At 68.6% G+C, this 14,032-nt stretch carries 12 protein-coding genes; 6 read left to right on the top strand and 6 right to left on the bottom strand.

Features of this window, described 5'->3' with window-relative positions; translation table 11 throughout:
• Positions 1-7: 7 nt before the first annotated feature.
• A complete protein-coding gene (locus NBY65_RS21465) occupies positions 8-1,294 on the bottom strand; it encodes an MFS transporter (RefSeq protein WP_150042281.1) in 1,287 nt (428 codons plus the stop codon).
• Between the two features lie 343 nt (positions 1,295-1,637).
• Here NBY65_RS21465 and NBY65_RS21460 point away from each other — a divergent pair, with 343 nt between their 5' ends.
• From NBY65_RS21460 to NBY65_RS21440, 5 genes are all read left to right on the top strand, one after another.
• Complete coding sequence (locus NBY65_RS21460; RefSeq protein ID WP_150042282.1) at positions 1,638-3,143, top strand: mannitol dehydrogenase family protein; 1,506 nt, start codon at positions 1,638-1,640, stop codon at positions 3,141-3,143.
• A gap of 39 nt (positions 3,144-3,182) precedes the next feature.
• Positions 3,183-4,373, top strand: a complete 1,191-nt coding sequence (gene uxuA / locus NBY65_RS21455) for a mannonate dehydratase (RefSeq protein WP_150042283.1) — start codon at positions 3,183-3,185, stop codon at positions 4,371-4,373.
• A gap of 167 nt (positions 4,374-4,540) precedes the next feature.
• Positions 4,541-5,278, top strand: coding sequence for a GntR family transcriptional regulator (locus NBY65_RS21450; protein ID WP_150042284.1), 738 nt, complete (start codon positions 4,541-4,543; stop codon positions 5,276-5,278).
• Positions 5,279-5,379: 101 nt separating this feature from the next.
• Positions 5,380-5,904, top strand: a complete 525-nt coding sequence (locus NBY65_RS21445) for a hypothetical protein (RefSeq protein WP_150042285.1) — start codon at positions 5,380-5,382, stop codon at positions 5,902-5,904.
• A gap of 171 nt (positions 5,905-6,075) precedes the next feature.
• Complete coding sequence (locus tag NBY65_RS21440; RefSeq protein ID WP_150042286.1) at positions 6,076-7,935, top strand: hypothetical protein; 1,860 nt, start codon at positions 6,076-6,078, stop codon at positions 7,933-7,935.
• Between the two features lie 27 nt (positions 7,936-7,962).
• Here NBY65_RS21440 and NBY65_RS21435 read toward each other — a convergent pair whose 3' ends face one another.
• The 5 genes from NBY65_RS21435 to NBY65_RS21415 all read right to left on the bottom strand — a co-directional run bounded on the left by NBY65_RS21435 (position 7,963) and on the right by NBY65_RS21415 (position 13,009).
• Entirely contained in the window at positions 7,963-9,258 is a 1,296-nt protein-coding gene (locus NBY65_RS21435; protein ID WP_150042287.1) for an ABC transporter substrate-binding protein, read from the bottom strand.
• A 38-nt stretch (positions 9,259-9,296) separates the two neighbouring features.
• Entirely contained in the window at positions 9,297-10,118 is an 822-nt protein-coding gene (locus NBY65_RS21430) for a carbohydrate ABC transporter permease (RefSeq protein ID WP_150042288.1), read from the bottom strand.
• Positions 10,118-11,044, bottom strand: coding sequence for a carbohydrate ABC transporter permease (locus NBY65_RS21425; protein WP_150042289.1), 927 nt, complete (start codon positions 11,042-11,044; stop codon positions 10,118-10,120). Before NBY65_RS21425 ends, NBY65_RS21430 begins: the two co-directional genes overlap by 1 nt.
• Positions 11,041-12,183: an ABC transporter ATP-binding protein gene (locus tag NBY65_RS21420; RefSeq protein ID WP_150042290.1), complete on the bottom strand. Its 1,143-nt coding sequence runs from the start codon at positions 12,181-12,183 to the stop codon at positions 11,041-11,043. Before NBY65_RS21420 ends, NBY65_RS21425 begins: the two co-directional genes overlap by 4 nt.
• Positions 12,184-12,349: 166 nt before the next feature.
• Positions 12,350-13,009, bottom strand: coding sequence for an NADPH-dependent F420 reductase (locus tag NBY65_RS21415; protein ID WP_150042291.1), 660 nt, complete (start codon positions 13,007-13,009; stop codon positions 12,350-12,352).
• Positions 13,010-13,112: 103 nt separating this feature from the next.
• Here NBY65_RS21415 and NBY65_RS21410 point away from each other — a divergent pair, with 103 nt between their 5' ends.
• Positions 13,113-14,024, top strand: a complete 912-nt coding sequence (locus NBY65_RS21410; protein ID WP_150042292.1) for a LysR family transcriptional regulator — start codon at positions 13,113-13,115, stop codon at positions 14,022-14,024.
• Positions 14,025-14,032: the final 8 nt, after the last annotated feature.

Below are 14,032 nucleotides of genomic sequence, written 5' to 3'. Positions count from 1 at the left end.
GGTGGGATCAGTGCGCCGCTTGCGGGGTAGCTGCGGCCGCCGCCGCGTCTTCCTTGCGCTCCCGCACCAAGGTCCACAGCAGCACCGCGCCGACCAGGTCGAGCAGCCCGAGGCAGACGAAGAACGGGTTGTAGCCGATGGTGCTGACCAGGGCGCCGATCATCAGCGAGAAGATCAACTGCCCGGTCCAGCCGCAGGTGCCGGCGAGCCCCGCGACGGTGCCGACCTCGCTGCGCCGGAACAGGTCGGAGGCCATGGTGATCACCGTGGTCGACAGCATCTGGTGGGCGAAGCCGCCGACGCAGATCAGCGCCATCGCCGTATAGGCGCTGTCGGCGAAGCCGATAAAGGCCGGGGCGAGCATCAGCACGGCGCCCATGGTGAAGGCGCAGCGTCGCGCGTTGATCAGGCTCATGCCGGTGGTGCGCTGCAGGAAAGAGGCGACCGGACCGCCGACGATGCAGCCGAAATCGGCGGCCAGGAAGGGCAGCCAGGCGAACATCGCGATCTGCTTGAGATCCCAGTGCCGCACCGAGGCCAGATACAGCGGCACCCAGAAGGTGAAGGTGCCCCAGGCCGGATCGGCGAGGAAGCGCGGCAGGGCGATGCCCCAGAAATTGCGCTGGCGCAGGATCTGCTTCAGCGACGGCTTCGCGCCGGTCTGCAGATGCGTCTCCTGGCCGGAGGTGATCAGCGTGCGTTCCTCATCGGTCAGCGCGGGATGCTTGTCCGGACCCTGATAGAACCACAGCCACAGCACGGTCCACACCAGTCCGAGCGCGCCGGTGATCAGGAAGGCCGCCTGCCAGTTGTAGTTCAGGATGGCCCAGACCACGAGCGGCGGAGCCAGCATGGCGCCGACCGAGGTGCCGGCGTTGAACAGCCCGCCGGCCAGACCGCGCTCCTTCGCCGGGAACCATTCCGCGGTGGTCTTCATGCCCGCCGGGATGGCGGTGGCCTCGGCCATGCCCATCAGGCCGCGCAGCCAGGCCATGCTGACCCAGGAGCCCGCGAGCCCGTGCGCCATGGTCAGCACCGACCAGGCCACGGCAAAGAGGGCGAAGCCGATTTTCAGCCCGATCACGTCCAGCACATAGCCGCAGATCGGCTGGGCGATGGTGTAGCCGGCCTGGAAGGCGCCGAGGATCCAGGAATATTGCTGCGTCGAGATATCCAGTTCCTTGAGCAGCGTCGGCGCGGCCACGCCGAGCGTGCTGCGCGCGAGATAGTTCGTGATCGTGCCGAGGCAGACCAATCCGATGATCCACCACCGCAGGTGCCTGATCTTGGGCATCTCGTATTCCGTTGGGTTGTGTGAGTTGGCTGTGCCGCGGTGCCGGAGGGATCCTGCTCTCCCGCCCCGCCTGGGCCGGCGCCGCCGCCGCACGGCAGACACCGGCCGGATGCGCGTTATCCGGAGGGGGCGACCGGAACCGGAGGAAAGCTGGCGATGACCATGGCGGCCACTCCGCGTGGTAGTATGTTAGTCGACACATATCGCATCACGGAGGCGTGTTCAAGCCGGGAATTCGGGGTCGAAATGTAGCAAATGCAAGGAAAATCAGATGGCTGTTGCATTGGCCCACGTCAAAGTCTACCATACTAGAGTTCATTAAACGCCAGGAGACCTCGTCGTCATGGCAGATGCAGTTTGCCGTCCAGGAACGGCGCCCCGGCTCGCGCAGGCCACGCTGGGGGCGGTTCCGGCAGCGGTCGCCCCCCCCAGCTACGACCGCGCGGCGATCTCGCCCGGCATCGTGCATATCGGCCCGGGCGCGTTCTGCCGGGCGCACCTGGCCGTCTATACGGAAGACGTGCTCGCCCGGGGCGCGCGCGACTGGGGCATCGTCGGGGTCGATCCGCTCTCACCCGCCGTGCGCGAGGCGCTGCAGCCGCAGGACCATCTGTACACGCTGCTGGTGCGCGAGCCGGAAGGCGACCGGCCGCGCGTGGTCGGTTCGCTCTGCGGCGTGCTCGGCCCCGATGAGCGCGAGGCGGCGCTGCAGCGCATGGCCGATCCGCGCACCCGCATCGTCACCCTGACCGTCACCGAGAAAGGCTATTGCCAGGACGCCGCCACCGGTGCGCTGGACGAGGCGCATCCGGCGATCCGCGCCGATCTCGCCGGGGATGCGCTGCCACGCAGCGTGCCCGGACTGCTTGCCGAGGCGATCCGCCGCCGCCGCGCCGCCCAGGTGGCGCCCTTCACCGTGCTGGTCTGCGACAACCTCTCGCAGAACGGCGCCAAGGTGCGGCGCATCGTCTCCCGCTTCGCCACGCTGCGTGATCCGGACCTGGGCAAGTTCGTTGCCGACAGCATCGCCTTCCCCTGCACCATGGTCGACCGCATCACCCCGGCGACCAAGGACGAGGACCGCGCGCAGGTCACCGCCGCCTATGGCTACGTGGATGCCTGGCCGGTGGTGACCGAGCCGTTCCGGCAATGGGTAATCGAGGACAACTTCCCCGGCGGCCGGCCGGCCTGGGACGAGGTCGGCGCCATCATGGCGCGCGACGTGCACCCCTTCGAGGTGATGAAGCTGCGCTGCCTCAACGGCGCGCATTCCGCCCTGGCCTATATCGGCGTGGTGGCGGGGCTGGAAACGGTGGCGGACGGCATGGACGATGCCGATCTCTCGGCCTTCGTGCGCCGGCTGTGGCGCGACGACCTGGTGCCCACGGTCCCGCCGGTGCCCGGCACCGACATCGTCAGCTACACCGGCGAGCTGGAGCAGCGCTTCCGCAATCCGGCGATCCGCCACCGCACCATCCAGATCGCCATGGACGGGTCGCAGAAGCTGCCGCCGCGGCTGCTGGATCCGGCGCTGGAACGGCTGCGCGCGGGCGCGGACGCAAGCTGCATCGCCTTCGTGGTCGCCGCCTGGATCCGTTTCCTCGCCGGCTGCAACGACGCGGTGGAGGGCTATGCCGTCTCCGACCCGATGGCCGACCGGCTGCTGCAGGTGCGCGAGGCCTGCAACGGCGACACCGTCGCACTGGTCGACGCGCTGTTCGCCATTCCAGAGATTTTCGGCCCCGACATCGCCGCCCATGCCGGCTTCAAGGCCGCCGTTGTCGCCAACCTGCGCGCCATCCGCGCCGATGGCATGCGCCGCGCCCTGGCCGGCTTCCTGCGCCGCTGATCCGGCGCGGCATCACCGTTTCAATTCATCGAGGTCATCATGCTGCAAACCTGGAGATGGTTCGGTCCCGACGACGTCGTGACCCTGGAGAACGTGAAGCAGGCGGGGGCGACGGGCGTCGTCACCGCGCTGCATCACCTCAACACCGGCGGGGCCTGGCCGGAAGACGAGGTGGCGAAGCGCCGCAAGCAGATCGAGGAGGCCGGCCTGACCTGGTCGGTGGTCGAGAGCATCGGCGTGGGCGAGGAGATCAAGACCCGCACCGGCGATTTCCAGAAGAAGATCGACAACTACAAGCAGTCGATCCGCGCCGTCGCCCGCGCCGGGGCGAAGGTGATCTGCTACAACTTCATGGCCATCACCGACTGGACGCGCACCAACCTGGAATGGAAGCTGCCCACCGGCGGCTACGCGCTGCGCTTCGACGCGATCGACTTCGCCGCCTATGACCTGTTCGTGCTGAAGCGCCGCGACGTGGAGGCGGACTACACGCCCGAACGCATCGCCGCCGCCGAGGCGCGCTTCAAGGCGATGACGCCCGCGCAGGTCGACGCGCTGGAGAAGATCCTGATCGACTGGCTGCCCGCGCGCGACTTCGTCTATGACCGCGCCGGCTTCCTGCGCATGCTCGACCTCTATCGCGACATCAGCAAGGAGGGCATGCGCGCGCACCTGATCGCGTTCCTGCAGGAGATCACGCCGGTCGCCGAGGAGGAAGGCGCGCGGCTGTGCATCCATCCCGACGACCCGTCCTTCCCGATCTTCGGCCTGCCGCGGGTGATGTGCTCGGCCGAGGATGTGCGCGCCCTGTTCGCCGGCGTGCCGAGCGAGGCCTGCGGCCTGACGCTGTGCACCGGGTCCTTCGGATCGAACCGCGCCAACGACCTGGTCGCCATGGCCGGGGAATTCGCGCCGCGCATCCACTTCGCCCATCTGCGCAACACCCGCCACGAGCCGGACGGGTCGTTCTACGAGGCGGAACACCTCGATGGCGACACCGACCTGATCGGGGTCGCGGCGGCGCTGATGCGCGAGGAGGACCGCCGCGCCGCCGAGGGACGGGCGGACGCGCAGATCCCGATGCGCCCCGATCACGGGCATCTGCTGGGCGACGACGTCGGCAAGAAGATGAACCCGGGCTATTCGAACATCGGGCGGCTGAAGGGGCTGGCCGAGTTGCGCGGGGTGATGCAGACCATCGCGGCCTTCCGCGCCGGCCGCGTCAGCTAAGCGGGGAACGAAGCGGAGACGGACGGACGTGAGGGGCGACAGGGCGGGGACAGGTTTCGCCCCGCCCGCCATGGCACTATGGTGCCGGGGAACATGTTGCCAGGGAACGACACACGCGGCATGCGCCCCTGCCCCTCGCGTTGTCCGCCAGCTTCGGGAAGCCATACATGGACCGGCGCAGCCCACGCCTGACTGAACAGGTCTTCGACCGGTTGCGCGACGAGATCGTCCGCGGCGTGCTCCCGCCCGGGGCACCGGTGATCGAGGCCGACGTCTCGGAACGGCTGCAGGTCAGCCGCACCCCGGTGCGGGAAGCGCTGATCAAGCTGGCCGACGAGGGGCTGGTGCGGGTCTTCCCCCAGCGCGGCAGCTTCGTCGCGCCGATCTCGCTGCAGGCGGTGCGGGAAGCCCAGTTCCTGCGCGAGCACCTGGAATGCGCCATGGTGGCCGACGCCGCGGCGCAGATGACGCTGGCCGGTTCCGGCCGGCTGATCGAGAATCTCGATGCCCAGCGCCGCGCGGCGCGGCAGGACGATGGCGAGCGTTTCTACCGCCTGGACGAGGAATTGCACACCATCATCGCCGAGATCGCCGGCCATCCGCGGGTCTGGCGGGTCATCCAGCAGGAGAAGGTCCACATGGACCGGATCCGCTACCTCAGCTTCGCCGACCACGCCCATCTGGAGCGGCTGATCGGCCAGCACCAGGACGTGGTGGAAGCCCTGGTCGAGCGTAACGCCGATCGGGCAACCGGGGCGATGCGGCTGCACCTGCGCGAGGTGTTCGGCACCATCGACAAGTTGCACCTGGTGGAAAGTTCCGAACCGATCTCCCTCCCGCCCCGACGGCGACGGCAAACCAGCGAGGAGAAAGCCGCCCGGAGGGGCCTGCCCCAGGCGTCGTGATCCGAGATGCCGCGCTTGCGGCCCCGGTGATGGCATGCCTGAATTGTTCCCCGCCGACTCGGTTTTCAGGCCGGGCCGACCCGGACAGGGAGGATTGCCGCATGAGCGTCGCACATGGACAGGCACGGCAGGTCGCCATGGCCCTGCTCGGGGTTGGGCTGACAGGGATGTGGGCATCGCCGGCACGGGCGGACGAGGTCTGCCAGGGCAGCTACATGGCCTCGGTGATGCAGCAGCGATCGCTCGCCCGGACGGTGGCGCTGGCGGAGGCGCCGGAGAATCCGGGGCTGGCAGCACAGTTCATCAACGGATTTCGCGAGGGCGGGGCAAGCATCGATTCCGGTTCCAATTTCCGGTTGAGCCTGGTGTTCACCCTGGCCTCGGCCGGTTCGGGCCAGGTCTTCAACAATTTCACCTGGGCGGACCAGCAAGGCGGCTTCACCGATGTCCAGGCCAGCACCCTGCGGGTCACCGCCCAGGTGCTTGATACCACCGATTATGCCTATGTCTGGGTGATCTCGGCCGATTGCCAGATCCAGGTGCGCGACGCCAACCGGGTTGCCCACAGCCTCGGCCTGCTGGTCGGGCGGACACTGGGGCGGAGCGTGCCGAACGGGACGATGTGAGAAAAGACAAGGGCTCCGCCCTTGACCCGCAAGGGGTCAGGGGACCCCTTGACCCCAATCGCGCTGCGCGGCACAGCCTCAACACGCACTGTTTTTTGACCGCATCGTTCTGGCGACCGAGTCCCCGGCTCCGCATTATCCGGCCACTTGCCGCCGGGTCCGGAGCCGCCGATGCACGAAGACAGATCACCGATCGACCGTCGCCGCCTGGCCACGATGCTCGGGGCGATGGTGCCGGTGGCCACGATCGCCGCCGCCACCCCGGAGGGCAGGCCGGTCACAACCCTGGGCCTGTTGCGGGATCTGGGCTCCGTCCACGTCCCGGCCGAGGTCACGCGCATCCGCACCAGCGGCCACAGCGAGCCGGGCACGGGAGGCGCCGAGTATGTCGCGGTGGCCGGCGGCGGGCGGCACCGCCAGCATTCGGCGGATGGCCGCTGGTGGGTGCTCGCACCGGACCAGGTGGTGACCCCTGCCCGCTTCGGCGCGCTTCCCGGCGCCAACGCCCTGGCGGCGCTGCAGCGGGCGGTGAATTTCATCGAGGAGGAACGTGGCCGCGGCGTCCTTGATTTCGAGGGGGGCAGCTACCCCCTGGGCGGCGGCTCGCTGGTCATCGATCCGGTGCGCACCGGGCTGCGCGGGAACGGCGCCCGCCTGACCTTCCAGGGCGGCGGCACGGCGGCGATCACCTGCCGGTCCCGCCCCGATACGCCGCCGTACGGCCATGCGGCCTTTCCCTGGGAGGGATTCACGCTGACCGGCCCGGGACGGGGCGGCAACGTCGACGGCATCCTCTTCGACACGCCCACCCCGCTGCTGAGCAGCCGCGTGCTGGCGAGCGGGCTGGCGATCCACGGCTTCCGCTGCGGGATCCGCATGGCGAACCGCGCCTATGCGCTCAAGCTGGTCGGGCTCGACATCTACGACTGCAGGACCTGCGTGGAGTTCTCCGGCGGGGACGACGCCGGGGAGAACATCTCCTTCGTCTCCTGCCTGCTGTTCAACAGCGAGCTCGCGGTGCTGAACCGGGGCGCCGAGTTGTATTTTTTCGGCTGCTCGCTGGATTACTGCAGCCGCCTGTTCGTCGGCCATGGCACGGTGAGCTTCGTCTGCTGCCATTTCGAGATCTCGCGCCCCACCGCCGCCGGGCAGATCCCCTTCGAACTGACCGATGCGGGCGACCTGACGCTCGACGGCGGCATGCTGATGATCTCGGGCGTGGATTTCGACCGCGGCCCCGCGCACGAGTACATGTTCCTTGCCAGGAACCGGTATTCCGTGGTGCGGCTGCGCAACGTCTCCGCCTGGAACTGGCGCACCACCAGCGGCGCTTTGCTCGGGGGCGCGGGACGGCTGTTCTGCTCGGGGCTGGCCGGGGGCGGCAATAAACAGGTCCCGGCCGTCACCAAGCGCGACAGCGTGCACAACCTGTTCGGCAGCGGCGGATCCTTCGAAACCGCTTCGATCGCCGTCAATTGCTGGCTCACCGGCGGCACGCGGCGGCTGGACCGCCACGGCGTGGCCTGGGCCAACGGCGAGCAGGAGTACGGCCGCGCCAGCCTCTCGATCTCCGACCGCTGCGCAGCGAGCGGCAAGCGCTCGCTGCGCTTCGCCCGCACCGGCGTCGGCGGTGGAACGGAATCGACACTGTTCCTTGCCGCCCCGATCCCACCGCGCTGTTCGGTCGGCCTGGACTTCGCGTGGCGCGTGCCGGTTGCCATCGGCGGCGCCGGCACAGCGGAGCTCTATTTCCAGGCGCTGTTCGCGCGCTTCATCGGCAGCGACGCCGCCGGCCTTCCCATGCTGGGGGAAAGCCTGCTGATCGGCGAGGCCAGCCGCGCCGTCCGCCTCGGCAGCGCCATGCCGGGCTTCGAGCGCATCGCCTTCACCACCACCTATTCCGATCCCACCAGCCCCTGCGACGGCTATGCCCCGGACTGGGCGACGCATGTCCTGCTGACGATGAATCCGGTGAACATGCCGCCGGGCATCGAGATCCATATCGACGACCTGGCCGCGTACGCCCTGTAGACCGTCGCACGCGGCCGCGCCGGGCGTCTACTTCATCAGGGCGTTGGTCTGCGCGACGATCTGCTGCAGGCCAACCTCGGGCGTGATATCGCCCCGCATGACGCTGCCGATGATGTCACGCTGCATCCGCCAGATGCGCACCGAGTCACCGCCCGGATAACCGGCCCAGGGCATCGACCTGTCGGCCTGGAGCGAGGCCGTCCGCGCGTTCGGATGCTCGGCATAATAGGGCGCGAGGTAATCGGGCCCGTTGGCGAGCAGGTTCGTCGGCAGGTAGCCGGTGATGCGCACGATGACGTTCTGCGCCTCGGGGCCGGTGATGAACGTCAGGTATTTCCACGCGGCCACCTGCTTCGCCTTGTCCTGCGTCAGGATCACCGCCGAGTTCCCGCCCGTGGGCACGCCCCCCGTTGCCGTGTTGTCGAGCGGAAAGGTCGCGGTCCTGAGCGGGAAGCGATCGCCCACCAGCCCTTCGATCGTCTGGACATGGGCCGGGGTCGAGAAGATGAACCCCGTCAGCCCCGCGCCGAATTGCTGGCGCGACTGGTCCCAGTCGAGCAGCACCTGTCCGCCCTCGATCACGAACCGGCGGCAATATTGCAGCGCCCGCAGGCCGATCGCGTTATCGAAGGCGACCTTCTTCGTCGCGCCATCCACCAGCGTGCCGTCCTGCTCGAAGATCAGCGCCTGCCACAGCCAGTCATCGGGCCAGCCATTGATGTCATAGCCCATGCCGGCGATCCTGGGATCGAGGGCGTGGATCTTCGCCGCCAGCGCGATCAGCCCGGGAAAGGTGGTGGGCATGTGGTCCGGATCGCCGCCCGCCTTCTTCACCAGATCCGCGTTGATGTACATGATCGGCGAGGACGCATTGACCGGCAGGCCGTACTGCGTCCCATCCACCCGTCCGAGGGCGGCGATCTTCGGGCTGAAGTTCCGGTCGAGAAAGGCCTGGCCGCCCTCGGCCGCGATGAACGGGCCGAGATCGGTGATCTGCCGGCGCGGGGCGAGCGTGTGGACCAGTTCAGCCGTCAGGTTGTAGCCCGAGAAATAGACATCCGGCAGGTTGCCCGTCACGGCCGCGCGCAGCACCTGCTGCTGGCCCTCGGTGTAGCTGGTCGCCGGGGCGAGGAAGTTGATCCGGATGTCGGGATTGGCCTTCATGAAGCTGTCCGCCAGCGGCTGGTGGAACTTCGTGAAGCCCGGCAGGTTGTAGAGCACGTTCAGCGTCACTGCCGGCGCCGCCACACCGGGCCTGGCGAGGCCGAGTCCGGCCAGCCCGAAGGCCAGGCTCCGCACGGCGGCGCGTCGGGTTACAGTCATGTCGGTCTCCAAGGGATTGCAGAAGGAACGGACGGGGGTCACTTGACCCCGGTCATGGTGATGCCCGCGATGAAATGCCGCCGGGCCAGCAGGAAGCACAGCAGCATCGGCGCGGTGATCATCGTGGCGCCCGCCATCAGCGCGCCGTAGTTCGCGCCGGTCTCGGCATCGGAGAAGAACAGCATGCCCAGCGGCGGCGGTGCCATGGCGGTGTCGCTGACCACGATCATCGGCCAGTAGAGATCGTTCCAGTGCGCGACGAAGGAAAAGACCGCGAAGGCCGCGAGCGACGGCAGCGAGCCGCGCAGGACCAGGCGCCAGCAGATCTCGATTTCCGAAAACCCGTCGATCCGGGCGGACTCGATGATCTCCTCGGGATAGCTGCGGAAGGACTGGTGCAGCAGGAAAATTGCGAAGACCGACAGCAGGAAGGGCGCCATCATCGCAAAATAGGTGTTCAGCAGACCGGCCTTGGCGAGGCCGATGAACAGCGGCAGTGCCAGGGCCTGGATCGGCACGCAGAGCGCGGCGATCACCAGGCCAAGGAGGATCCTGCGCCCCGGGAAACGCATCCTGGCCAGCGCATAGGCCGCGGGAACCGCCGTCAGGACCTGCACGACCAGGATGCCGGAACAGACGATCACGCCGTTCAGCATGAATCGCGCCATCGGCACCTGCGCCGCCGCGCGCGCATAGTTCGCGATCGCGTCAAAATGCCTCGGGATCGGCCAGAGCGAGACATTGAACACCTCGGCCGGCGAGCGGATCGAGGTCAGCACCATCCAGTAGAACGGCAGCAGCATGACGCAGGCGCCGAGCGCCAGGACCAGGTGCGGGAGATATCGGCGGAGGGCAGACATCAGTAATGCACCTTCCGGTCCATCAGCAGGGTCTGGCCGATCGAAAGGACCAGCACGATGGCGAGGAAGATCACTGTCAGCGCAGCCGCGTACCCGGTATTGGAATATTCGAACCCTTCCAGGTAGAGCTCGAACAGGAGGGTTTCGGATCCGGAATTCCCCTTGGTGAGCACTGCCACCGTCTCGAACACCTTGAAGGCCGAGATCGAGGTGGTGACGACGACGAACAGCGTCGTCGGCCCGAGCATCGGCCATGTCACGGTGGCGAAGCGGTCGATCGGATGCTTCGCCCCGTCCAGGCGCGCCGCCTCGTGCAGGTCCTTCGGGATCGCGGTCAGCCCCGCCAGGAACAACACCGTGTTGAAGCCCAGCACCTGCCAGATCCCGATCAGCGCCATGGTCGGAATCAGCAGCGCGGGATTGGACAGGAACGCCACCGGCTCGAAGCCCAGCCCCTTGATGGCGGCGTTCACTGGCCCGAGCGAGGGATGCAGCAGGAATTGCCAGACCGTCGCCATCGCGACCAGGGTCGCCGTGACGGGAAGGAAATAGGCAATCTCCCAGAAGGCACGGCTGCGCCGGCGGGCATGGACCAGCAGTGCGATGCCGAGCGCGAGGAAGACCCCGACGGGAATGACGAGCGCGACATAGAGCGCGGTATTGCGCAGCGCGCGCAGGAACACCGCGTCATGGAGGGCCTTGGTGAAGTTGCCGATGCCGACGAAGGCGAAGGACGGCGCGCCCAGGCGGTAATCGGTGGCCGAGAAGCCGGCGAGCACGAGCATCGGGATGATGTAGATTGCCAGCAGCAACAGGACCGCCGGCGCGCAGAACAGCAGCGCGCGCCGGATCATCCGCCGGTCCATGCGCGACAGGCGCGGGCGCGACCGGGGGATGGCGGGCGAGGTGTACCCGGTCGCGCTCATGCCGTGACGCGCTCGCACGGGACGATCTCGCGCCGGAGGCCGTCCGCCCCGAACAGGTGCACCCCATCCGGCGCGAAGCCCAGCAGCAAGGTGCCCTCGGGCGTGGCGCCGACCGGCGCGTCGGCCCCCTGGCGCAGGGTGATCCGCAGGGTTTCGTCCTGCAGCGGGGCGCAGGTGACGAAGCGGTCGGCGCCGTGCGTTTCCATGCGCAGAACGCGGACGGCCATCCCGGTCCGCCCCAGCCGCACGGCCTCCGGCCGGATGCCGAGCTGCGCCGGCCCCGCCCCGCCCGGCGCGCGGAACCCAAGCCCCTGCCCGAAGACAGTGACACGGCCGCATCCGTCGATCTCGACCGGCAGGAGGTTGATCGTCGGCGTGCCGATGAAGCAGGCGACGGTCAGGGTGGCCGGGCGCCGGTACAGCGCGTCGGGAGTGCCGAGCTGCTCGATCCGTCCTTCCACCATCACCGCGATCCGGTCGGACATGGTCATCGCCTCGAGCTGGTCGTGCGTGACATAGACGAAGGTTGCCCCAAGGCGCCGGTGCAGTGCGGACAGCTCCTCGCGCATGTGGGCGCGCAGCTTCGCATCGAGATTCGAGAGCGGCTCGTCCATCAGGAAAGCGGCCGGCGAGCGCACCAGCGCGCGAGCCAGGGCGACGCGCTGGCGCTGCCCGCCCGAAAGCTGCGCCGGCTTGCGGTCGAGCAGATCGGCGATTCGTAGCGTCTCTGCCGCCCCGCGGACGGCGGCGTCGATCTCGCGCAGGGTCTGGGCCGGAGCGACGGCCCGGCCGATCAACGGCAGGCGCGCCGCGAAGGCCAGGCGACGCATCCGCAAGGGCGCGGCGATGTTCTGCCGCACCGTCATATGCGGGTAGAGCGCATAGGACTGGAACACCATGGCGATGTTGCGATCGCTCGGATCGACATCGGTCACGTCCCGCCCGCCGATCGAGACGGTGCCACGATCCGGGGTTTCGAGCCCCGCAATGATCCGCAGCAGGGTGGACTTGCCGCAGCCCGACATGCCGACCAGCGAGAGGAATTCGCCCGGGTGGATGGAAAGCTCGATTCCCCTCAGTACCTGCGTGGAGCCGAAGCTCTTGTCGATTCCAGCCAGATCCACTGATTGAGGCACCATCCGTCGCTCCTTCTGCGAAGCGCGTATGGCGCGCCGACATGGCAGAAGGCGGTCATTGCGATGAATGTGGCGTGACAACGTCAGCGAGGTCTGGTCGGGTTTTCCCTGACCGTTCCGTTACTTGGACGGTGTGGGCGGATAGCCTGGCAATGGAGCCGGCGACGCGTTACCGTCGCCAGGATCCTTCCGGCACACCTTTGTCGCGCTCCGCGGCGGCCAGGGCCCCCAGCAGAGCCTCCCGGTCGAGCGGCATGCAGTAGGCCGGCTTCGCGCGTTCGAAGCGCCAGCTTTCGGCCAACGTGCCGGCATCAACGACGTCGAAGCCGAATTGCTCCAGCAGCCCCGCCGCGACCGCCTTGGCCGCCGGGTCGTCGCCGGCGATCGGCAGGGCGCGCCGCCGTCCCGACTCCAGCACCTGGCCGCCTTTTTCCAGGTCGGTTGCGAGGATGGCGTTGAACGCCTTGACGATGCGCGCATGCGGCAGATGCCGCGCGAGCAGTTCGCTGGTGGTGATGTGGTGGGCGTCCAGTTCCGCGATCGCCCCGTCGCGCGCGGGATAGTAGTTGTTGGCGTCCAGCACGATCCGGCCGGCCAGGGTATCGGCCGGGAGGGTGTGGATCTGGTGCAGCGGAATCGCCACCAACCCTATCTCGCCGAAGCGCGCGGCCTGCGCCACGGTGCCGATCCCCGCCCCGGTGCCTGGGGGGATGCTGGTGAGGGTGTGCGGCCCGCGCGAATTGCTGACCATGACCTCGTGGCCCGCCGCCACGGCAAGCCGCGCCACCGCCCGCCCGATGAATCCCGCGCCGATGATCCCGATCCGCATATGCGTACTCCTGTATGGCACCCGCGATGACCCACAGCGTGATCCCGCGCCAGGGTGTGATAAATCGCCGTCTCGATGCTTCTTTCCCAACCAGGAGTGGGCAATGCCGGACCGGCTCACCAGCATGGCCGTGTTCGTACGGGCGGCCGATCTCGGCTCCTTCGCCGCTGCCGCGGCGGCGCTGGGCATGTCGGCGCAGATGGTGGCCAAACACGTCCAGTTCCTGGAGGACCGGCTCGGCACGCGGCTGCTGAACCGCACGACGCGCCGGCAGAGCCTGACCGAGTTCGGCCGCGCCTATTACCAGCGCTGCCGGCTGATCCTGGCGGAGATCGAGGCCGCCGAGGCGTTGGCGCAGCAGGCCCGCGCCGCGCCGCGCGGCCGCCTGCGTGTCAACGCGCCGGTGACCTTCGGCAGCCACAGCCTGGTGCCGCTGATCACGCGCTACCTGCGCGACCATCCGCAGGTGCAGGTCGACCTGACCTTGTCGGACCGCCTGGTCGATCCCGTCGAGGAAGGCTTCGAGGCGGTGCTGCGGCTCGGGCCGATCGGCGACAGCTCGCTGGTGGCCCGCCCCCTCGCCCCCTATCGCCTGATCGCCTGCGCCGCCCCCGCCTATCTGGCGGAGCATGGGGTGCCGCAGACGCCGGCCGATCTCGCCCGTCACGAATGCCTGGGCTTCGCCTACTGGACCGGCGCGCTGCGCTGCCAGTGGCGGTTCAGCCGCGACGGACACAGCCATGACGTGGGGGTGAGCGGCCGCCTGCAGGTCAATGACTGGAAGGGGTTGCTGCGGGCAGCGCTGGAGGGATTCGGCATCACCCTCGGCCCCGAGGCGGTGCTGACCGAGGAACTGGCCACCGGCCGCCTGCTGCGGGTCCTGCCCGACTACACGGGGCCGTCGCGGCCGATGCACATCCTGTATGCCGCCGACCGGCGCATGACCCCGAAGCTGCGCAGCTTCATCGAGCGGGTGGTCGCGGAATTCGGCGATCCCGCGTCCGGGGTGGCGTGACCAGGCAG

This window comes from Rhodovastum atsumiense, assembly GCF_937425535.1.
GTDB classification, from domain to species: Bacteria; Pseudomonadota; Alphaproteobacteria; order Acetobacterales; family Acetobacteraceae; genus Rhodovastum; species Rhodovastum atsumiense.
This window is presented reverse-complemented; position numbering and strand designations above follow the sequence as displayed.